The following is a 21404-nucleotide window of genomic DNA, read 5'->3' on the forward strand; positions in this document are numbered from 1 at the left end:
AACGTGGCGATCACCCAGATGGACGAGGGCACGCAGCAGAACGCGGCCCTGGTCGAAGAAGCCACCGCCGCCGCGCGCAGCATGGAGCAGCAGGCGGGGCAGCTGGTGCAGACGGTCGCGGTGTTCCGGGTGCAGGACGGTGCGCGCACCGCCGCGCACGGCGCCGGCACGGCGTCCAAGGTGCCGCGCGCGACGCGCCGACTGTCGGTCGCGCCCGCGCCCGAAGCCGACGCACTCGCCTGATCGATCCGCTCCCCACCCTCCCCCACAACGGACTGTCATGCCCATGCTCGCCCCACGCGCCGAGGAAGCCGACGCACGTTCCCGCCCGCCGCAGGCATCCGCGGCGGCGGCGGACCCGACGTCCGACGGCGGCGCGCCGGCGCCGGACGGCGACGGCCATGACGGCAGCCACGCCGCGCTGCTCACGGTGGCGACCGAACTGCTCGACTGCCCGTGCGCCCTGCTGTGGCTGGTCGAGGACGACGGGCTGCGCCTGGTCGCCACCCGCGGACTGGCGCTGACACCGGTATTCGACCACTCGCGGCTGCACGCCCTGGTGAGCGCGGACCAGCCGGTGGCGGTCGTGCCCGACACCCGCACGCATCCTGTGCTCGCCGGCGATCCGGTGGTGACCGGTGCGGGCCTGCACCACGTCGCGGCTGCCGCCCTGCTCGCGCCGGACGGCACCCTGCTCGGCGTGATCGGCGTCGGCGACGCCTGCCGCCGCGATGAGTCGGCCGACACGATGTCCTCGCGCCTGCGCTCGCTGGCCGCGCTCGCCACGCGCACCCTGCCCGGCACGCTGATGGCGCGCTGCCGCCAGGTGGCCGAGGCAGGCTTCAGTGCGATCGTGGTCGTCGACGGACGTGGCTCGACCATCTTCGCCAACGGCGCCGCGCGCGAACTGCTCGGCGCCGCGGCCTCGCCCGGGCAGCCGGTCGAACACCTGGTGCCGCTGTCGCTGCAGCTCGACCCCGACGCGGTGTCGGACTGGCTGCACGCCCCGGCCTCGCCCGGCAACGACGTGCCCAGCGCGCGCGAACTGCGCATCCGCGACGCACTGGGCGAGCTGCGCGTGGTCGAGGCGGTGCGCTGCAGCTGGCACGACGGCATCGCCCTGGTGCTGCGCGACATCACCGACCACGGCGGCGCCCGGCGCGAACCACCGTCGGGGCGGCGCGACCCGCTGACCGGCCTGCCCAACCGCGAAGCCCTGTTCGCCAGCATCGGCGCCCTGCGCGGCCGCGGCGCGCGCCTCGGCGTCGCGCTGCTGGGCCTGGACAACTTCCGCGCCATCAACGAGGCGCTCGGCCACGTGATCGGCGACACCGTGCTGCAGGTGGTGGCGTGCCGGCTGATGGCCTGGCTGCCGACCGACGCGCAACTGGTGCGTTTCGGCGGCGACGAGTTCGCGATCCTGTTCGAGACGGCCGACACCGCCGACGCGCTCGAGCCGCGTCTGCAGGCACTGCTGCGCGACCTCGCGCGTCCATGCGAGGTCGAACACCAGCGCGTGCACGTGGAAGCCTGCATCGGCCTGGCGTTCGACGAGTCCGAAGCCGTGGCCGCCTACGAGGATTCGGGCAGCAGCGGCCTGCTCGCGCTCGCGGCGCTTGCGCTGCGCCACGCCAAGCGTGCCGGTACCCTGCAGCTGCGCCGCTTCACCCCGGCGATGCGCGAAGAGGCGGTCGACCGCCGCCACCTCGACCTCGAGCTGCGGCGCGCGTTCCGCGACGGCGAGTTCGAACTGCACTACCAGCCGCAGATCGACCTCGCCTCCGGCGTGGTCTCCGGCGCCGAGGCGCTGCTGCGCTGGCGCCATCCCGAGCGCGGGCTGCTGATGCCGGTCGCCTTCATCGACGCCCTCGCGCGCAGCGCGATCGCCCCGGCGGTGGGCAACTGGATCCTCCAGCAGGCCTGCCGCGATGCCGCCGGCTGGCCGGTGCTGCACGGGCGCCGGCTCAAGGTCGGCGTCAACCTGTTCCCGGCCCAGTTCAACGACGACGCGCTGGTGGAGAAGGTCGATGCCGCGCTGCGCGCCAGCGGCCTGCCTGCAGACCAGCTCGAGATCGAGCTGACCGAGACCATCGCCCTGCGCGACGACGGTGTGGCCGAGAAGACCCTGCTGCAGCTGCGCAGCCGCGGCATCCGCGTGTCCTACGACGACTTCGGCACCGGCCACGCCTCGCTGTCGATGCTGCACCGGCTGCCGGTGGACCGGGTCAAGATCGACCGCTCGTTCGTCCGCGACCTGGTCGCCAGCCGCGGCGACAAGGCGATCGTGCGCTCGATCACGCTGATCGCGAAGAACTTCGACATGGAAGTGATCGCCGAGGGCGTGGAATCGCGCGACCAGGTGGTGCTGCTGCGCGAGTTCGGCTGCCACGAAGTGCAGGGATTCCTGTACTCGATGGCGCTGGCACCGCGCCTGTTCGAGCGCTGGCTGTCCGACCACGTGCCGCAGGCGGCCTCCGCCCCGGCGGCGGCGCGTTCGCCCGCGGACGCGTCGCTGGATGCGGCCGATCCCGCGGAGGCGGCCGCCACCGCGGCGATGGCCGCCGCGGAGCCGTGCCATGGCTGAGCTGCTGCGCGAGCCACCGTCCTCCGCGACCGGAGAGCGCACGTTCGCGTTCGAGGACCGCGACTTCCGCCGCGTGTGCCGGATGATCTACGAGCGCGCGGGCATCAGCCTGGGCGACCACAAGCGCGACATGGTCTACAGCCGCCTGGTGCGGCGCCTGCGCGCGCGCGGCATCGAGCGCTTCAGCGATTACCTGGACCTGGTCGACGCCGACGCGGGCGACGAGCCGGAGCAGTTCGTCAACGCGCTCACCACCAACCTGACCTCGTTCTTCCGCGAGGCGCACCACTTCCCGCTGCTGGCCACCCAGCTGCGCGCGGCCTGGCAGGGCGGCCCGCCGCTGCTGGTCTGGTGCTGCGCGGCCTCGACCGGCGAGGAGCCCTACTCGCTGGCGATCACGGCCTGCGAGGCCTTCGACACCCTGACCCCGCCGGTCCGGATCCTGGCCACCGACATCGACACCGCCGTGCTGCAGTCGGCCGCGCGCGGGGTGTATACGCTCGACCGTATCGACGCGCTGGAGCCGGCACGCAAGCGGCGCTTCTTCCAGCGCGGCGCCGGCGCCAACGCCGGCCTGTGCCGGGTGCGCCCGGAGCTGCGCGCACTGCTCGAATTCCGGCCGCTGAACCTGCTCGATCGCGACTACGGCCTCAAGCGCGGCGCCTACGCCGCGGTGTTCTGCCGCAACGTGATGATCTACTTCGACAAGCCGACCCAGTACGGCGTGCTGCAGCGGATCGTGCCGACCCTGGCCGAGGGCGGGCGCCTGTACACCGGCCATTCGGAAAGCTTCAACCACGCCGCCGACCTGGTGTCGCCCTGCGGACGGACGGTCTATCGCGCAGCGGCCGACGGCGGTGCCCGATGAGCGCCACGCTGGCGGTCCCGTCCACCGGCGGGTATTTCGATTCCGCGCTGCAGACCCGCGCCATCCGCCTGCTGCCGGCCGACTACCTGGTGACCGACCAGCCGGTCGCGCTGGTGACCCTGCTCGGCTCGTGCGTGGCCGCCTGCCTGTACGACCCGGCGATGCGCCTGGGCGGGATGAACCACTTCATGCTGCCCGGCGGCGACGACAACGACGCCACGTCCGCGCGCTACGGCGTCAACGCCATGGAATTGCTGATCAACGACCTGCTCAAGCGCGGCGCGCGCCGCCAGCGGCTGCAGGCCAAGGTGTTCGGCGGCGGCAACGTGCTCAGCGGATTCCACAGCCATCCCATCGGCACCCGCAACGCGCGCTTCGTGCTCGACTACCTGGACGCGGAGAAGATCCCGGTCCTGGCGCAGGACCTGGGCGACACCCAGGCGCGCAAGGTCGGCTTCTTCGTGCAGACCGGGCGCAGCCTGGTCAAGCGCCTGCCGGCCACCCGCGACGAGGTGGTGGACGCCGAGCGCGCGCTGTACGGCCGACTGGCGCGCGCGCCGGTCGCCGGGACCGTGGAACTGTTCTGACATGGCCCGCCGCCCCATCCGGGTGCTGGTGGTCGACGACTCGGCCCTGGTACGGGCGCTGATGTCCGAACTGCTGGGCGACGATCCCGGCATCGAGGTGGTCGGCACCGCGTCCGATCCGTACATCGCGCGCGAGAAGATCAAGCAGCTCGCGCCGGACGTGCTGACGCTCGACGTCGAGATGCCGCGCATGGACGGGCTCACGTTCCTGCGCAACCTGATGCGGCTGCGGCCGATGCCGGTGCTGATGGTGTCGTCGCTGACCGAAGCCGGCGCGAGCGTGACGCTCGACGCCCTGGCGCTGGGCGCGGTGGACTTCATCGCCAAGCCCAAGATCGACGTCGCCCGCGGCCTGGCCGGCTACGGCCCGATGCTGGTGGAGAAGGTCAAGCAGGCCGCGAACGCGCGCGTGGCGCGGATCGCGCCGGCCGATGCCGCCGCGACGCCTCCGCTGCAGGGGCCGATCGGCTACCGCACCACCGAGCGCCTGCTCGCGATCGGCGCGTCCACCGGCGGCACCGAGGCGATCCGCGAGGTGCTCGAGCAGATGCCGGCCGACGCGCCGGCCACGGTGATCGTGCAGCACATCCCGGCCGCGTTCAGCGGCCCGTTCGCCGAGCGGCTCGACCGCCACAGCCGCATGACGGTGATGGAAGCCACCGACCAGCAGCCCCTGCTCGCCGGCCATGCCTACGTCGCGCCGGGCGGCCGTCACCTGCGCGTGGTGCGCAGCGGTGCGCGCTGGATCTGCCGGCTGGGCGACGACGATCCGGTGCGCCGCCACCGGCCCAGCGTCGACGTGCTGTTTGAATCGGTGGCCGCGCACGCCGGGCGCAACGCCACCGCGGCCCTGCTCACCGGCATGGGCGACGACGGCGCCGCGGGGCTGCTGTCGCTGCGTCGCGCGGGCGCACGTACGCTGGCCCAGGACGAGGCCAGCAGCGTGATCTGGGGCATGCCCGGCGCGGCGGTCGCGCTCGGCGCGGCCGACGAGGTCGTGCCGCTGGAACAGGTCGCTCGGCGGCTGCTGGCCGCCCCTCGCGAGCGCTAAAGCGCGCCGCCACGCTGCCGTTACCGACGGCAGACCCACCTCATGCAACCGGCAGGACCGACGATGGATTCGCGTGTATTGCTTCGCCTCGCAGCGCCCGTGGCGCTCACCCTCGTCCTGGTCCTCGCGCAGGCGCTGGACCTGGCCCCCGCCATCCGCTGGGGCGCCCTGGCCGCCATGTCGCTGGCCTGGCTCGGCTTCGCCTGGACCGTGCTGCGTCCATCGCAGGGCGATGCCGCGCTGCTGCGCGAGCAGAGCCGGGTGCTGGAGGAACTGCGCACCTTCATCGGCGCCGAAGTGCAGGGTTCGCGCGACGAGATCGAACGCACCCGCGAACTGATCCGCGAGTCGGTGGCCAAGCTCGGCACCAGCTTCGACGCGGTCAACCGCAAGTCGCGCCAGCAGAGCGAGGTCGCCTCGCGCATCATCGACCGCCGCAGCGACGGCGACGGCAGCGGCTCGGACGTGCACCGCTTCGCGCTGCAGGCCAGCCAGCAGATGGAGCAGCTGGTCGAGGCGCTGGAAGCGGTCAGCGGCCAGAGCGGCGCCACCGTGACCCACATCGACGCCATGGCCGAGCACCTGGACGGCATCTTCTCGCTGCTCGAGGACGTCAAGTCGATCGCCGACCAGACCAACCTGCTCGCGCTCAACGCCGCGATCGAGGCCGCGCGTGCCGGCGAAGCCGGTCGTGGCTTCGCGGTGGTCGCCGACGAGGTGCGCAACCTGTCGGAGCGCTCGACCGCGTTCAACGAACAGATCCGCAAGCTCGCCCACAGTTCCAAGGACTCGATCGCCCGGGTGCGCGACACCGTCAGCACGATGGCCTCGCGCGACCTGGACCGCAGCCGCGTCGCCCGCGCCGAAGCCGCGGCGATGCTCGAGCGCGTCGACGGCATCAACCGCAACCTTGGCACCGGCATGCGCGAAATCGCCGAGTGCAGCAAGTCGATCGACGGCTCGGTCGCCGAGGCGGTGCGCTCGCTGCAGTTCGAGGACATCGCCACCCAGGCGCTGGGCGCGGCCAACGTGCATCTCGACCGGCTGGGCGCGATCAACCGCGAAGCCACCGTGCTGCAGGACCTGCTGCACCGCAGCGGCGGCCAGTCCGGCGCGGAACTGCGCCAGGCGCTGTCGCAGATCGGGCAGCGCATCGCCCAGATGCGCGGCGAGTGGGAGCGTCCGCCGCACAAGCCGGTGACCCAGCAGTCGATGGACGCCGGCAGCGTCGAACTGTTCTGACCGGGCCTCGCCCGCCGCGCGCGGGCGGCCCGAGGTTGCGGCCGGACGGCTGCGGCCGGTAGCTTGGCCGCATGCCCGATCCCGCGACCGCCCCGACGCCCCGGCCCGCCCGGGCCCTGCTCGGCGAATTCACCCGGCTGCTGCTGCTCGCGGTCGTGCTGCCGGTGCTGGTGCTGTCCGGGGTGCTGCTGTGGCAGGCCTCGGTCTCGGTGCGCGAACAGAGCGCGACCCGCCTGGCGGCCACCGCCCACGCCGGGGCGCGCGAGCTCGAAGGCTTCCTGCAGGTACACCAGGCCGCGCTGCAGGTGCTGGCCGACCGCCGCGCCGGCGAAGCCAGCCTGGACGACGTCGCGCGCTGGCAGGCCGACCTCGCCCGCATCAGCCGCCACTATCCGGCCTTCGCCACGATGCTGGTGACCGATGCCGACGGCCGCATCCTGGCCAGCGAACCTGGGCTGCCGGAGGGCGGGCCGCAGTCGGTCGCCGACCGCGAGTATTTCCAGGTGCCGCGCGAGAGCGGGCGCGGCCATGTCTCCAACGCCTTCCGCGGCCGCGGCCATGGCCGCGACGTGCTGGTGGCGGTGTCGGTGCCGCTGCAGGCGGACGGACGCTTCGCCGGCGTGCTGGAAGGTTCGATCCGGGTCGATTCGCTGGGCATGCGCCGGGGCGGCCTGGACGAGCACGGCTTCGAGGTGCTGCTGCTCGACCGCGCCCTGACCGTGATCCAGTCGGGCGCCGGAATGCCGCAGCGTCCGCTCTACGCCCTGGGCGACGCGACCGGCGACCGCGAGCTGGCGCGCCTGGCGCGCGGCGAGCGCGGCATGCGTTCGCTGCGCGGCGCGCTGCGCGACGGCGACGACGCATTCGCGTACGCCGCCCCGCTCGACAACGGCTGGCACTTGGTCCTGCTGCAGCCGCACGCCGTGGTCGACGCCGAGCTGCGCCGCAACGCGCTGGCGCTGCTGGCGGTCCTGGCGCTGGTGCTCGCCGGCGTGCTCGCGGTGGCGGTGGCCAAGCTGCGGCGGCTCGGCCACAGCGTGCACGGGCTGCTCGAGCGCATGCAGCAGTTCGCGCTCGACAGCGACCCGAGCCCGATCGCACCCGACAACCTGCCCAGCGAGCTGGTGCCGCTGGTCGACGCGATGAACGCACTGGCCGCGCGCGCGCGCGCCTCCTACGAAACGGTGAACCTGAGCCTGCAGGAACAGCGCCACCTGCGCGAGGAACTGCAGTCGGTCGCGCAGCGCCTGCTCACGGTGCAGGAGGACGAGCGCCGCGCGCTCTCGCGCGAACTGCACGACGACATCGGCCAGTCCATCACCGCGATCAAGCTGGCGGCCACGTCGCTGACCGACGACAGCCTGGCCACGGACGCGGCGGTGCGGCGCGAGATCCTCGACGAGGTCATCGCCATCGCCGACCAGACCGTGCACAAGCTGCGCAACCTGTCGCTGCTGCTGCGCCCGCCGCAGCTCGATTCGCTCGGCCTGGAAGCGGCGCTGCGCGGGCAGGTGGCCGCGCTGGCGCGCAACAGCCGGCTGCAGGTCGAACTGGACGTGGCGCCGATCGCCCAGCGCCTGCCGGCCGCGGTCGAACTGGCCTGCTTCCGCATCGCGCAGGAAGCGATGACCAATGTCGCCCGCCACGCCGGCGCCACGCATGCACGCGTCCGCGTGGCGATCGAGCACGTCGACGGCCAGCGCAGCCTGGTGCTGCGCGTGGTCGACGACGGCCACGGCATCGATCCCGAGCGCCCCGGCGGCCTGGGCCTGCTCACCATGCGTGAACGCGCCACCCAGCTCGGCGGCAGCCTGGCGATCAACTCGCGCGAGGGCGGCGGCACTCAGGTTCGCGCCGTGCTGCCGATACCGGGGGATGGCGCCTGACGATGCGCCGGCCGGAACTGTGCGCCGCGTGGAAGAACGCGCAGCGCGCGCTACGGGCGGCGGCGGTGGCGCGGTATCTTTCCCGCCCGGGGAATCGAAGGGGAATGCAGTGCGGATCGTTGTAGTCGGAGGCGACACGGACCATATCGCGGCCGTGGCGCGCGAACTGTCGGAACACGACCTGGCGTGGCACCTGGACCACGTGGCTTCGGATGCCGACGTCCCGGCCGCGGGCAGCGACGGCGCGCCGGACGTGATCGTGTGCGCCTCGCGGGTGGGCGATCGTGCCGGCCTGCCGGTGCTGGCCGGCCTGTACCGCCGCCATCCCGATGCGATGCGCATCCTGCTGGTGGCGCCCGAGGGCGGGCACGACCTGTTCGACGCGCTCACCAACAGCCACCGCATCCTCAACGAACCGCTGGATTCGCTGGCGCTGATCGATGCGGTCGAGAGCGTGGCCGAACTGCGCACCCTGCTCGACGACCCGGCGCTGAAATCCGCGATCGAGCGCGTCGGCACGCTGCCGGCCGCGCCGCGCCAGTACCTCGCGCTGACCACGCTGCTGCGCGATCCCGACAGCACCGCGGCGAAGATCGCCGACGTGGTGGCGCAGGATCCGACCGTCGCCGCGCGCGTGCTGCGGCTGTCCAACTCGGCGTACTACTCCGGCGGCCGCGAGATCGCCGACCTGCGCTCGGCGGTCACCCGCCTCGGCCACAACACGCTGCGCCAGCTGGTGCTCGCCAGCGAAGTGTTCTCCGCCGGTCCCGAGGCCGACGAGCTGCGCGACCGCGCGCTGCGCATCTCGCAGCTGGCCGGCAAGCTGCTGGCCGGACCGAGTGCGGACCTGGCCACCACCGCCGGCCTGCTGGCCGAAGTCGGCCTGCTGCTGCCGCGCACCGCGGTCGACGCCTCCACCACGCCCTACAGCACCACCGGCGCCTATCTGCTGGGCCTGTGGGGCCTGCCCGCGCCGATCGTCGAGGCGGTCGCATTCCACGACCGTCCTTCGCGCGTGCGCGGCAGTTTCTGGGTCACCGGCGCGGTGCACGTGGCCGCGGCCCTGGTCAACGGCCGCGAGCCCGACGAGGCCTACCTGCGCTCGGTCGGCCAGTACGACCGCCTGCCGCGCTGGCGCGAGCTGGCGAAGGCGTCTACCGGCAGCGAGTGAGCGCGCACGCGGCGTCCGCGCGCGGTCACCCGATCCACAGCCGCAGCAGCCACGCCACCGTCCCGACGGCGGCCAGCCCCGCCAGCCACAGCGCGACGAACCACGCCAGCCGCTTCCACAGCGGCCCCGGCGCGGCATCGCGCGCGTCACCGGCCATCAGTGGTAGCCCGCGTGGCCGACCTTGCCGCGGAACACCCAGTAGGCCCAGCCGGTGTAGGCCAGGATCACCGGGATCAGCACCACCGCGCCCACCAGCATGAAGCGCAGGCTGGCGTCGGGCGCGGCGGCGGCGTGGATGTCCAGCGCGCGCGGCACGATGTAGGGGAACATGCTGATCGCCAGCCCGGCGAAGGTCAGCGCGAACAGCCCCAGCGTCAGCAGGAACGGCGCCAATTCGCGCCCCCGTCGCAGCGCGCGCCAGAACGCGTAGCCCAAGATCGCGGTCAGCAGCGGCACCTGCGCGGTCAGCAGCACCACCGGGTACGTGGTCCAGCGCCGGTGGTAGTCGAACTCCAGCCCGAGCGTGGCCAGGCTCACGCCCACGATGCCCGCCAGCAGCCCCAGCGCCAGCCACGGCGCCAGCCGGCGCGCGTGCGCCTGGGCCTCGCCCTCGGTCTTCCAGATCAGCCAGGTCGCCCCCAGCAGCGCATAGCCCACGACCACGCTGGCGCCGGTGAGCAGCGAGAACGGCGTCAGCCAGTCGAGCCAGCCGCCGGCATAGGCGCGATCCTCGACCGCGATGCCCTGCAGCAGCGCGCCCAGGGTCACGCCCTGCGCGAACGCGGCCACCAGCGAGCCGCCGGTGAATGCCACGTCCCACCACGGGCGGTGCGCCGGATCGCGCCAGCGCGCCTCGAACGCCACGCCGCGGAACACCAGCCCGAGCAGCATCGCGATGATCGGCGGATACAGCGCGGTCAGGATCACTCCGTAGGCGAGCGGGAACGCCGCCATCAGCCCGCCGCCGCCGAGCACCAGCCAGGTCTCGTTGCCGTCCCAGACCGGCGCGATCGAGTTGATCGCCTGGTCGCGCTCGCGCCCGACGGGGAACACCGGGAACAGGATGCCGATGCCGAGGTCGAAGCCATCCATCACCACGTACGCGAACACCGCGAACAGGATCAGCAGCGCCCAGGCGGTGGGCAGGTCGAGGCTCATCGCGCATCTCCCCGCGGCGCGGCGTCGCCGATGCGTTCGGCCGGACCGGGGGTGATGCCGGCGGTGCGGATCGGGCCCTCGTCGCCGTCGGGCGCGGGCTCGTGCGCCTGCACCCCCTTGGCCATCAGCTTGAGGATGTACCAGGCGCCGAAGCCGAACACGATGAAGTACACCACCACGAACGCGAGCAGCGAGGCGCCGACCGCCGGCGCGTCCAGCGGCGAGGCGCTCTCGGCAGTGGTCATCAGGTTGTACACGGTGAACGGCTGGCGCCCGACCTCGGTGGTGACCCAGCCGGCGAGCACCGCGACGAAGCCCGCGGGCGCCATCGCCAGCGCTGCGCGGTGCAGCGCGGGCCAGTCGTACAGCCGTTTGCGCAGACGTGCCCACAGGCTCCAGGCGCCCAGCGCCAGCATCGCCATCCCCAGCCCGACCATGATCCGGAACGACCAGAACACGATCGGCACCGGCGGATGCAGGGCGGGATCGATGGTGTCGAGCCCGTCGAGCGGCGCGTCGAGGTCGTGCTTGAGGATCAGCGAGGACAGTTTCGGAATTTCGACCGCGTAGTCGACCCGCTGCTCCCCGCTGTTCGGCAACCCGAACAGGATCAGCGGCGCGCCGTCGGGGTGGCTCGCGTAATGGCCTTCCATCGCCATCACCTTGGCCGGCTGGTGCTCGAGCGTGTTCAGGCCTTGCAGGTCGCCGACGACGATCTGGAGCGGGGCGACCAGCGCCGCCATCCACATCGCCATCGAGAACATCGTGCGCGCGCCGACGATCGAGGGCGGCAGCGCGGGATCCTCGCCGGGCACGTCGGCGGCGGCATCGCTGGACTGCTCGCGCGCCCGCGCGCGCCGGTGCTGCAGCAGGTGCCAGGCGCCCACGCCGCCCACCGCCAGCGCGGTGGTGAGGTAGGCGCCGATCACCGTGTGCACCAGCCGGTAGGGAAAGCTCGGGTTGAAGATGATCGCCCACCAGTCCTCCGGCACGAACTGGCCTGCCGCGTTGACGGAGAACCCGTCCGGCGTGTGCATCCAGCTGTTGGCGCTGAGGATCCAGAACGCGGAGATGAAGGTGCCCACCGCGACCATCAGCGTGGCCAGGAAATGCAGCCGCGGCCCCACCCGGTTCATGCCGAACAGCATCACGCCGAGGAAGCCGGCCTCGAGGAAGAACGCGGTCATCACCTCGTAGGCCATCAGCGGGCCGATCACCGGTCCGGCGCGATCGGAGAACACCGCCCAGTTGGTGCCGAACTGGTAGGACATCACGATGCCCGACACCACGCCCATCGCGAACGCGACGGCGAAGATCTTCACCCAGAAGCGGAACAGGTCGAGATAGACCTGCCGACCGGTCTTCAGCCACAGCGCCTCGAGCACGGCGAGGTAGCTCGCCAGCCCGATCGAGAACGCCGGGAAGATGAAGTGGAAGCTGACGGTGAACGCGAACTGGATCCGCGCCAGCAGCACGGCGTCAGCATCGGCGAACATGGTGCCTCCGTGCAGGTCGGACCCGGGACGCGCGCATGAATCGCGCCGGCGCGCCACTCGCCCGCCCTCCGCGCGCCCGACGCGAAACGCCGGTTGGGACGGATGACACTGGTCGTTGGCGCGTGCTCGGCATGTCCCTCGCCCGGGCTGGCGGCGCAGGCACGGCGCCGCGGTGATGCGATGGAAGCGCGCGGCGGTCCGCAGAGGCATCGGGCCGGCGCGGCGCGCATCCGCGAATCCACATGATACGCCCGCATCGCGATCGCGCGTGCTGGCAGATTGACCCATGCGTGTCGCGATTCCGCGTGCCGGGATTCCGCACGTCGCGAGCGGGGCGTGGCGCGCGTCGCGACGGACGCGCGCCTTGCTCGACGCGCGGAAACACGGCCCGGTGGAGTGGATGGCCCGGCATTGGTCGTATGCGGCACGCGCGTCGTCGCAGGATGCGCATGCCCGCAACGAGCAGTCGCTCCCGGGCATGCACGCGCCCCGCGTGGCGGGTGCAGTGCCCTGTGCCGCAGGGTTCATGCGCGCCGGCGCGCGTCGATCCAGCATCCGCGATCCCGCACCGGCTGCTTCACGCAGCCGTGCCGCGGCCGGGCGCAGGCTGGCGCGGTCCACCCTATCCGACGGAGTCCACATGGCCTTGCCTGCGACCTGCGGCAGCGCTGACGCGCGCGCCACCCCCCTGTCGCCCGCGTGGTGCGAAGACGTCCCGGCTGGCCTTGAACGTGCGGTCCGCAGCGCAGTGCCATCCCACGGGCGCCGTGGCGGGCACGCGACGGGAGCATGCGCATGAGCACCCGCCGCATCTACAGCGCGCCCGATCTCGCACGCGCCGAGCAGGCGGTCGCCGCGGCACGCGAGGTCGGACTGGACGACGACTGCCTGTCGCTGGTGGCGCGCTCGGATATCGAGGTCGGCGCGGTGCCCGACGAGATGAAGCAGGCCGATACCGACATGCTGCCCGCCGCCGCGCGCGGCGCGGGCCTGGGTGCGGCGGCGGGCGCGGTGGCCGGCCTCGCGGCGATGACGTTCCCGCCGCTCGGGCTCACGCTCGCCGGCGCCCTGCTCGGGGGCGGCGCGGCCGGCGCGCTGGTCGGCTCATGGGCGTCCGCGCTCGCGGGCGCGTCGATCCAGGAGCCGGAACGTCGGAAATACGAGGCCGAGATCGAGGCCGGCCGCGTGCTGGTGGTGGTCGACGCCGACGACGATCGCCAGGCGCACCTGCGCGCGCCGTTCGATCAGCTCGGACTGGTGCAGCTGGAGGTCGACGGACACGCGACGCCGCAAGCCTGACCTCGCGCGCTTCGCGCGCGACGTGGATCGCGTGTGCCGAGACTGCCGTCTGCACGCGGCAGGCGTTCGTCAGACGTTCGCGAGGCGCGGGAGCGTCCTGGTGTGACCTCAAGCCCCACGGTTGGCCCGTAGGCCTTCCCTGCCCTCACGACCCGTCGCATCGCGCGACGGGCGGCTGCAGGGCCGCCGCCGGCGCATCCACGGCCCGCACACGCGGTCCCTGCCACGCTCGCTCCATGGCGCTCGAGGATTACCGCCGCAAGCGACGCTTCGGGCAGACACCCGAACCCGACGACGGTCCTGCGCGTACGGCGCGCGGCCGCCGTCCGATCTTCGTGGTGCAGCTGCACCACGCCAGCCGCCGCCACTACGATTTCCGGCTGCAGGTCGGCGACGTGCTGCGCAGCTGGGCCGTGCCCAAGGGCCCGAGCTTCGACCCGAAGGTCAAGCGCATGGCGGTGGAGGTCGAGGACCATCCGCTGGACTACGCCGGGTTCGAAGGCGAGATTCCCGCCGGCCATTACGGCGCCGGCCATGTCGCCCTGTTCGACCACGGCACCTGGACCACCGACGGCGACGTCGCCGCGCAGCTGGCGAAGGGCCATCTGCGCTTCGAACTGCACGGCGACCGGCTCAAGGGTGGCTGGCACCTGGTGCGCTCGGGCAAGCCGGCGCGCCAGCCGCAGTGGCTGCTGTTCAAGCAGGACGACGCCTGGGCCGGGCCGGCGGAGGCCGACGACCTGCTCGAAGGCGTGACCGCGCCGCCTGCGTCGCGCACGGTCGCGAAGAAGAGTGCTGCACGGGCGAAGACGCCTGCCGGGAACAGGCCTGCCAGCGACAAGCGTCGCAGCGCGGCGCGGACGCCGTTCGCGACCCGGGCCGCACGCAAGTCCGCCTCCACGCCCGCCACGCCCGCGGCCCGAGCCCGCCGCTCCCGGACCGACTGGCGCGCCGCGGCCGGCAAGCTGACCGGCGCGCGCGAGCATGCGCTGGGCACGGACGCGCCCGCGCCGCAACTCGCGCGCCTGGTGGCCCAGCCGCCCGCGGGCGGGCAGTGGCTGCATGAACTCAAGTGGGACGGCTATCGTCTGCTCGCGAGCCTGCACGCCGGTGCACCGAGGCTGTGGTCGCGCAACGGGCTGGACTGGACCGACCGCGTGCCGGAAGTGCGCGATGCCTTGGCCACGCTCGGTGCGCGCGAGGCGCTGCTGGACGGCGAGCTGATCGCGGTGCAGGGCCGGCGCGAGGACTTCAACGCCCTGCAGCAGGTGCTCTCGGGCGAACGCCAGGGCCGGCTGCGGCTGGTGCTGTTCGACCTGCTGCACCTGGACGGCATCGACCTGGCGCACGCGCCGCTGCTGGAGCGCAAGCAGCTGCTCGAACGGCTGCTGCGCAAGGCCCCGGAGGTGCTGGCCTACAGCTCGCACGGCGTCGGCGACGGCGAGGCGGCGTTCCAGGCCGCGCTCGACGCCGGCTTCGAGGGCATCATCTCCAAGCGCGCGGATGCGGCCTACCATCCGGGCCGCGGCGACGACTGGCGCAAGACCAAGGCCCAGGCCAGCGCCGAATACGCGGTGGTCGGCTACACCCCGCCCAAGGGCAGCCGCCGCGGCATCGGCGCGCTGCTGCTGGCCACGCCCGACCCGACCCACGGCTGGCGCTACGCCGGCCGCGTGGGCAGCGGCTTCAGCGACCCGCAGCTCGCGGCGCTGGGCGAGCGCCTGGCCGGCAAGGGGCGCGCTGCGGAGACCGTATACGTGCCCGAGCACGACACCGACCTGCGCCAGGCGAAATGGCTGCCGCGGCCGGCGTTCGTGGTGGAAGTGTTCCATCGCGGCACCGGCGGACGCGGGCTGCTGCGCCAGGCCAGCTTCAAGGCCCTGCGGCCCGACAAGCGCGTGTCCGACCTGGCCGACGCCGGCGGCGACCGCATCGACGACGGCGCGGAGGACGGATCGGTGGCGAGACGACGCAAGACGCGGCCCGGGACGGCCCCGGGGAACACGGCGAAGGCGGCGAAGGCGGGCGCGCGCGCTCCCGCGAAAGCGTCGAAGGCATCGGGCGCGAACGCCGCGATGGCGCCGAAAGCGTCCGGACCAGCGAAGCCGACCCGGGCTTCGAAAAAGACCGGAAAGACCACCAGGGCCATCAAGGCCGCAAACGCCGCACCCGGCCCGACCGCACGCGGGGCAACCGGCGCGAAGCAGGCGAAGGCCTCCGCGACAGGCGGCGGGACGGTGAAAGACCGGGCGCGCGCCGCGCCGAAGGCCCGCGCGCGCGGCGCTGGCGCCGGCAACGCGCGCTCCCCGCCGGCGCTGTCGAGCCCCGGGAAGGTGCTGTTCCCCGGCGACGGCATCACCAAACGGCAGCTCGCCGACTACTACGCCGCGGCGATGGACTGGCTGCTGCCCGAGATCGCAGGCCGGCCGCTGTCGCTGGTGCGCTGCCCCGGCGGGCTGCGGGCGCAGTGCTTCTTCCAGAAGCACGCCACGCCGGGGATGGACCTGGTGTCGCGCATCCCGCTGAAGGAATCCGACGGCGGTCGCGAGGACTATCTCTACGTCACCGACGCGGCCAGCGTGCTGGAACTGGTGCAGTTCAACACCATCGAGTTCCACCCCTGGGGCACGCACGTGGACGACGTGGAGCACTGCGACCGGCTGGTGTTCGACCTCGATCCCGACGCTTCGATCGGCTGGCCCGACGTGGTCGCCGCGGCGCGCCAGCTGCGCGGGTTCCTGTCGCAGGCGGGGCTGGAATCGTTCGTGCGCACCACCGGCGGCAAGGGCCTGCACCTGGTGGTGCCGCTGTCGCCGGCCGAACCCTGGGAGCGCGCGCGCGCGTTCGCCCAGGCCGTGGCCGAGGCCGCGCGCGAAGCCGACCCGCTGCGCTACGTGGCCACCGCCAGCAAGCAGCGCCGCAAGGGCCGGATCTTCATCGACTGGCTGCGCAACGGCCGCGGCGCCACCAGCGTCGCCAGCTTCTCGGTGCGCGCGCGTGCCGGGGCGCCGGTGTGCATGCCGCTGCGCTGGGAGGAACTGGGCCGGGTGCGCGCCGGCAACGCCTGGGACATCGGCAACGCGCTGGCGCGGCTGAAGCGGCTGCGTCGCCACCCGTGGGAGGGCATCGACGCGGTCGTGCAGTCGCTACCCGGCTGAGCCTCTGCACGTGGCGACGACGCCCGCGGGAGCAGGCTGGCGACCCGCCTTCCTGCGCGAGTGACGGCATGGCCCGCCCCATCTGGACCGGCAACCTCAGTTTCGGCCTGCTCAACGTGCCGGTCTCGCTGATGTCCGGCACCCGCAGCAACGACCTGTCCTTCCGCATGCTCGACTCGCGCGACCGCAAGCCGATCCGCTTCGAGCGCGTGAACGCCGATACCGGCGAGGAAGTGCCGTGGAAGGAGATCGTCAAGGCGTTCGAGTACGACAAGGGCAGCTACGTGGTGATCGAGAAATCCGACATCGCCTCGGCCGCGCCGGAAAGCCACGAATCGGTGGAGATCGAGGCTTTCGTCGACCAGGAATCGATCGACGTGCGCTTCTTCGAGAAGCCCTACGTGCTGGTGCCCGGCAAGAAGGCCGAGAAGGGCTACGTGCTGCTGCGCGAGACGCTGCGCAAGGCGAAGAAGATCGGCGTGGCGCGGGTGGTGATCCGCACCCGCGAGTACCTGTCGGCGGTGATGCCGCAGGGCGATGCGCTGATCCTGATGCTGATGCGCTACCCGCAGGAGCTGGTCGACCCCGCCGAGTACAAGATCCCCGAGGGCAAGGCCGGCGACTACCGCGTCAGCGCGAAGGAGCTGGAGATGGCCACCCAGCTGGTCGACTCGATGGCCGCGAAGTGGAACCCGGGCGACTACCACGACGAGTTCCGCGAGCGCCTGGCCGAGATCATCCGCAAGCGGATCAAGAGCAAGGGCGCCACCACCCAGGTCCTGGAGGAGCCCGAACCGCAGGAGGACGCGGCCACCAACGTGGTCGACTTCGTCTCCCTGCTGCAGAAGAGCCTGAAGGACAACACCCGCACGCCGGCCAAGAAGACCGCGGGCAGGAAGTCCGCCCCGCGCAAGGCGGCGAAGAAGAAGACGCCCGCGAAGAAGGCGGCCAAGTCCGGCACACGCACACGCAAGGCCGGCTGACAAGGAGACCCTGACGACGATGGCACGCAAGAAGACCTCCAGCAAGGCGCCCGCACGCAAGGCGCCCGCTTCCACCGCGAAGGCCACGCCGCGCGCGGCGAAGGCACCGACCGGCGGCGACGCGCAGGCCGCGGCGCGCACCGCGCGCGGCCAGCGCGGACTGCAGGCGGTCATCGACCGCAAGGATGCCCGCCGCACGGGCAAGGACAAGGGCGACGACGCGCCGATGCAGGCCGGCGCGCGCCGGCAACCCGAGCGCATGCCGGCGCAGCACATCGCCAAGCCGGGCCGCGAAGCCGACCTCGATCTCGCACCGCGCTTCGAGGCCCCGGACTACCGCGGCAGCGGCAAGCTCGAAGGCATGAAGGCGATCGTGACCGGCGCCGACTCCGGCATCGGCCGCGCGGTCGCGGTGCTGTTCGCGCGCGAGGGCGCGGACGTGGCGATCTTCTACCTGGACGAACACGAGGACGCGAAGGAAACCGCGCGCTGGGTCGAGAAGGAAGGCCGCCAGGCCGTGCTGGTGCCGGGCGACGTGCGCGATCCCGCGTTCTGCAACCGCGCGGTCAAGCAGGTGGCGAAGCAGTTCGGCCGGCTCGACGTGCTGGTCAACAACGCCGGCTTCCAGCTGCACGCCGAGCGCCTGGAGGACATCAGCGACGACCACCTGCAGGAGACCCTGCAGACCAACGTCGCCGGCTACCTGCAGATGGCGCGCGCGGCGCTGCCGCACATGTCCGAGGGCGCGTCGATCATCAACTGCGGTTCGGTGACGGGCCTGTTCGGCAGCCCGAAGCTGATCGACTACTCGACCACAAAGGGCGCGGTGCACGCCTTCACCAAGGCGCTGGCCGCCAACCTGATCCCGCGCGGCATCCGCGTCAACGCGGTGGCGCCGGGCCCGGTCTGGACGCCGTTCAATCCCGCCGACAAGCCCGCCGACGAAGTGGGCGAGTTCGGACAGGACAGTGCGATGGGCCGCGCGGCGCAGCCGGAGGAACTCTCGCCGGCATTCGTGTTCCTGGCCTCGCCGGTGATGTCGAGCTACGTCAACGGCATCGTACTGCCGGTGATGGGCGGGCCTAAGGGCTGAGCCCCGCGGCGCGCGCAAGCGACGCGCGCGCCTCCCGCGAGCCGCGCCGGCCGCAGCCGAGGCGCGGCTTTCAGGGCGCGCCGGCAGCCGGCGCCGCGGACACGGGCGAACGCCGCCAGGTCAGGGCATGCAGGATGCGCAGGTCTTCTTCGTCGAGCGCCTTGCCGTTGTCGCCGCGGAAGCGCATGCGGTAGGAGTGGATCGCCGCCTCGAGGTTGTCGACCGGATAGCCGACCAGGCGCAGCGCCTGGACCGGATCGAAGCCGGGCGGCGGCAGAGGCGCGGCCGGGTCGGGCCAGACGCCGTAGCCGGCCTCGGCCAGGCGCTTCCAGGGGAAACGCGGCCCCGGATCGATCTTGCGGCCGGGCGCGAGGTCGGAATGCCCGATCACGGCATCCTTCGGAATCCGGTGGCGCGTGGTCAGGTCGTCGAGCAGGCGCAGCAGGGCGGCGATCTGCGGTTCGCTGAAGGGCTCGACGCCGTCATTGTCGATCTCGATGCCGATCGAGGCGGAGTTGAGCTCGTGGATCGAACCCCAGCTGCCGGCACCGGCATGCCAGGCGCGATGCTCGTCGGACACCAGCTGGTAGATCGCGCCGTCGTCCCCCACCAGGTAGTGCGAGCTCACCGGCCCTCCGCTGTTGCGCGTGCGCAGGGTGTGCAAGCTCTGCGCGACCGAGTCCTGCTCGGTGTAGTGCAGCACGATCAGCTGCGCGCGCCGGGTGTCGAAGTTCGGCGACGGCACCCAGGTGGCCATCGGGTTGCGCGGCGCGCCATGCTGGCAGGCGGCGAGGACGAGCGCGCAGGCGCACAGGATCGCGAGGCGGATTCGATTCGGCATGCCCGCATTGCATCTTCTGCGCGCCGCGATTGCAAGCGAGCCGGTTCCTTGCACGTCTCAGGTCGTTCGAGGACGGCCGATGTCGATGGTGTCATCGCACAGGTATGCAGGCGGAACGCTGGTTCGCGCTTGCGATCGCGCAGTGGCAACGCGCGGTGGTTCCGGGCTGCGAATTGTACGGCGACGTGACCGGACGACCGGACGCAGTTCGACTGTCGACGGCGACCTGACGGGCCCCGCGGCGGCCGGGAGCCTTTGCGACGAATGTCCCCCGGCCTGCGCCTGCAAGCGCAGGCCTCCTCCTTGATTTCGCCGCAAAGGCTCCCGACCACCGCGGTGCTCAGGCTCCGGAGACCACGGCGTGCGGACCATGCACTGGGACGTGCGTGCGAGACGCGTCGCCTTTCCGGGCGCGATCGGGCCCGGAGCGGCGGGCGCGGGTGTCCTCGGGGGCGAAATCAAGGAGGAGGCAACGGCCGCAGGGCGTTGCCGGGGGACATTCGCCACCGAGGGCACCCGTGCCCGCCGTCTCGCGGTACGGGAAGACACCAGGCGCCGCGCTTTGGAGACCGGAGACAACGAAGCACAAAAAAGGCGGGCAGCCTGCGCTGCCCGCCCGCACCTCGTGGGGGAGGTGGATACCGCTTCGATCAGGACTCGTAGGCGGACTCGCCGTGGGTGGTGATGTCCAGGCCCTCGCGTTCGGCTTCCTCGCTCACGCGCAGGCCGAACACCAGCTTCGCGACCAGGAACCCGATGACCGAGACCACGCCGATCCACACGATCGTGATCAGCACGCCGAGCGCCTGGATGCCGACCTGCGAGGCCATGTTGAAGTCCTCGCCGCCCTGCCCGCCCAGACCGGGCGCGTAGAACACGCCGGTCAGGATGGCACCGACGATGCCGCCGATCGCGTGCACGCCGAACACGTCGGCGGTGTCGTCGACCTTGAGCAGCTTCTTCAGCCCGGTCACGCCCCAGACGCAGATCACGCCCGCGGCGAAGCCGATCGCGATCGCGCCCAGCGGCCCGACCAGGCCGGCCGCCGGGGTGATGCCGACCAGGCCCGCGACCGCGCCCGAGGCCACGCCCAGCGCCGACGCCTTGCCCTTGGTCAGCTTCTCGGTCAGCGCCCACGCCAGCACCGCCGCGGCCGTGGCCACCAGGGTGTTGATGAAGGCCAGCGCCGCGCCGGCGGTGGCCTCGAGGTTGGAGCCGGCGTTGAAGCCGAACCAGCCCACCCACAGCAGCGACGCGCCGACGAAGGTCAGGGTGACGTTGTGCGGCTTGAGCGCCTCGCGCCCGTAGCCCACGCGCTTGCCGACGAAGTACGCGCCCACCAGGCCGGCGATGCCCGCGTTGATGTGCACCACGGTGCCGCCGGCGAAGTCCAGCGCGCCGTGCTCGAACAGGTAGCCGCCCGTCGCCCACACCATGTGCGCGATCGGCAGGTAGCCCAGGGTGAACCAGATCACCGAGAACAGCAGCACCGCCGAGAACTTCACCCGCTCGGCGAACGCGCCCACGATCAGCGCGCCGGTGATGCCGGCGAAGGTCGACTGGAACGCGACGAACACGTACTCGGGCAGGCTGACGCCATCGGTGAACGTGGCCGCGAGCGTGTCGATCGTGACGCCCGACAGGAACGCCTTGTCCAGGTTCCCGATCCACGCCCCCTCGCCGGAGAACGCCAGCGAGTAGCCGTAGACGATCCACAGCACCACCAGCAGCGAGAACACCGAGATCACGTGGATCAGCACCGACAGCACGTTCTTCGACCGCACCATGCCGCCGTAGAACAGCGCCAGGCCGGGCACCACCATCAGCAGCACCAGCAGGGTCGAGGTCAGCATCCAGGCCACGTCGCCCTTGTCGACGGTGGCCTGCGCGGCCTCGCCGACCGCCTCGGCCACCGGCGCGGTGGCATCCTGCGCCATGACGTCGAGCGTGCCGGTCAGGCCGGCCACGCCCACCAGCAGGGCCAGTC

16 protein-coding genes and 1 pseudogene are annotated in these 21404 nt (G+C 72.3%); 12 read left to right on the top strand and 5 right to left on the bottom strand.

Annotated features, from left to right (window positions below):
• From QFW80_RS00125 to QFW80_RS00160, 8 genes and pseudogenes are all read left to right on the top strand, one after another.
• Nucleotides 1-243 (top strand): annotated as a pseudogene (locus QFW80_RS00125) (methyl-accepting chemotaxis protein); the annotation flags it as partial.
• A 37-nt stretch (nt 244-280) separates the two neighbouring features.
• Nucleotides 281-2584, top strand: coding sequence for a putative bifunctional diguanylate cyclase/phosphodiesterase (locus QFW80_RS00130; protein ID WP_280598825.1), 2304 nt, complete (start codon nt 281-283; stop codon nt 2582-2584).
• Nucleotides 2577-3452 (top strand): CheR family methyltransferase, encoded by an 876-nt coding sequence (locus tag QFW80_RS00135; protein WP_280598827.1) that lies wholly within the window; start codon nt 2577-2579, stop codon nt 3450-3452. The genes QFW80_RS00130 and QFW80_RS00135 overlap by 8 nt, the downstream gene beginning before the upstream one ends.
• Nucleotides 3449-4039, top strand: a complete 591-nt coding sequence (gene cheD / locus QFW80_RS00140; RefSeq protein WP_280598828.1) for a chemoreceptor glutamine deamidase CheD — start codon at nt 3449-3451, stop codon at nt 4037-4039. Before QFW80_RS00135 ends, cheD begins: the two co-directional genes overlap by 4 nt.
• Before the next feature lies 1 nt (nt 4040).
• Nucleotides 4041-5090, top strand: a complete 1050-nt coding sequence (locus tag QFW80_RS00145) for a protein-glutamate methylesterase/protein-glutamine glutaminase (protein ID WP_280598830.1) — start codon at nt 4041-4043, stop codon at nt 5088-5090.
• A gap of 63 nt (nt 5091-5153) precedes the next feature.
• Complete coding sequence (locus QFW80_RS00150) at nt 5154-6332, top strand: methyl-accepting chemotaxis protein (protein WP_280598831.1); 1179 nt, start codon at nt 5154-5156, stop codon at nt 6330-6332.
• 71 nt (nt 6333-6403) lie between these two features.
• A complete protein-coding gene (locus QFW80_RS00155) occupies nt 6404-8218 on the top strand; it encodes an ATP-binding protein (RefSeq protein ID WP_280598832.1) in 1815 nt (604 codons plus the stop codon).
• Nucleotides 8219-8372: 154 nt separating this feature from the next.
• On the top strand, nt 8373-9389 hold the full coding sequence (locus QFW80_RS00160; RefSeq protein WP_280598833.1) for an HDOD domain-containing protein: 1017 nt from the start codon (nt 8373-8375) through the stop codon (nt 9387-9389).
• Between the two features lie 25 nt (nt 9390-9414).
• Here QFW80_RS00160 and QFW80_RS00165 read toward each other — a convergent pair whose 3' ends face one another.
• Genes QFW80_RS00165 through QFW80_RS00175 form a run of 3 tightly spaced genes read right to left on the bottom strand, consistent with a single transcriptional unit; the run spans nt 9415 to nt 12043 of the window.
• On the bottom strand, nt 9415-9546 hold the full coding sequence (locus QFW80_RS00165) for a DUF2474 family protein (RefSeq protein WP_280598834.1): 132 nt from the start codon (nt 9544-9546) through the stop codon (nt 9415-9417).
• Entirely contained in the window at nt 9546-10547 is a 1002-nt protein-coding gene (gene cydB, locus QFW80_RS00170) for a cytochrome d ubiquinol oxidase subunit II (protein ID WP_280598836.1), read from the bottom strand. The genes QFW80_RS00165 and cydB overlap by 1 nt, the downstream gene beginning before the upstream one ends.
• Nucleotides 10544-12043 (bottom strand): cytochrome ubiquinol oxidase subunit I, encoded by a 1500-nt coding sequence (locus QFW80_RS00175; protein WP_280598838.1) that lies wholly within the window; start codon nt 12041-12043, stop codon nt 10544-10546. The genes cydB and QFW80_RS00175 overlap by 4 nt, the downstream gene beginning before the upstream one ends.
• Nucleotides 12044-12838: 795 nt before the next feature.
• Here QFW80_RS00175 and QFW80_RS00180 point away from each other — a divergent pair.
• The 4 genes from QFW80_RS00180 to QFW80_RS00195 all read left to right on the top strand — a co-directional run bounded on the left by QFW80_RS00180 (nt 12839) and on the right by QFW80_RS00195 (nt 18576).
• Nucleotides 12839-13342: a hypothetical protein gene (locus tag QFW80_RS00180; RefSeq protein ID WP_280598839.1), complete on the top strand. Its 504-nt coding sequence runs from the start codon at nt 12839-12841 to the stop codon at nt 13340-13342.
• A 236-nt stretch (nt 13343-13578) separates the two neighbouring features.
• Nucleotides 13579-16500: a non-homologous end-joining DNA ligase gene (ligD, locus tag QFW80_RS00185; RefSeq protein WP_280598840.1), complete on the top strand. Its 2922-nt coding sequence runs from the start codon at nt 13579-13581 to the stop codon at nt 16498-16500.
• 68 nt (nt 16501-16568) lie between these two features.
• A complete protein-coding gene (ku, locus tag QFW80_RS00190; RefSeq protein ID WP_280598842.1) occupies nt 16569-17483 on the top strand; it encodes a non-homologous end joining protein Ku in 915 nt (304 codons plus the stop codon).
• Nucleotides 17484-17502: 19 nt separating this feature from the next.
• Nucleotides 17503-18576 (top strand): SDR family oxidoreductase, encoded by a 1074-nt coding sequence (locus tag QFW80_RS00195; protein ID WP_280598844.1) that lies wholly within the window; start codon nt 17503-17505, stop codon nt 18574-18576.
• A 70-nt stretch (nt 18577-18646) separates the two neighbouring features.
• Here QFW80_RS00195 and QFW80_RS00200 read toward each other — a convergent pair whose 3' ends face one another.
• Entirely contained in the window at nt 18647-19417 is a 771-nt protein-coding gene (locus QFW80_RS00200) for an N-acetylmuramoyl-L-alanine amidase (RefSeq protein WP_280598845.1), read from the bottom strand.
• 650 nt (nt 19418-20067) lie between these two features.
• Nucleotides 20068-21354: an ammonium transporter gene (locus QFW80_RS00205; protein WP_280598940.1), complete on the bottom strand. Its 1287-nt coding sequence runs from the start codon at nt 21352-21354 to the stop codon at nt 20068-20070.
• Between the last annotated feature and the right edge of the window lie 50 nt (nt 21355-21404).

This window comes from Luteimonas rhizosphaericola (assembly GCF_029888045.1).
GTDB lineage: Bacteria > Pseudomonadota > Gammaproteobacteria > Xanthomonadales > Xanthomonadaceae > Luteimonas > Luteimonas rhizosphaericola.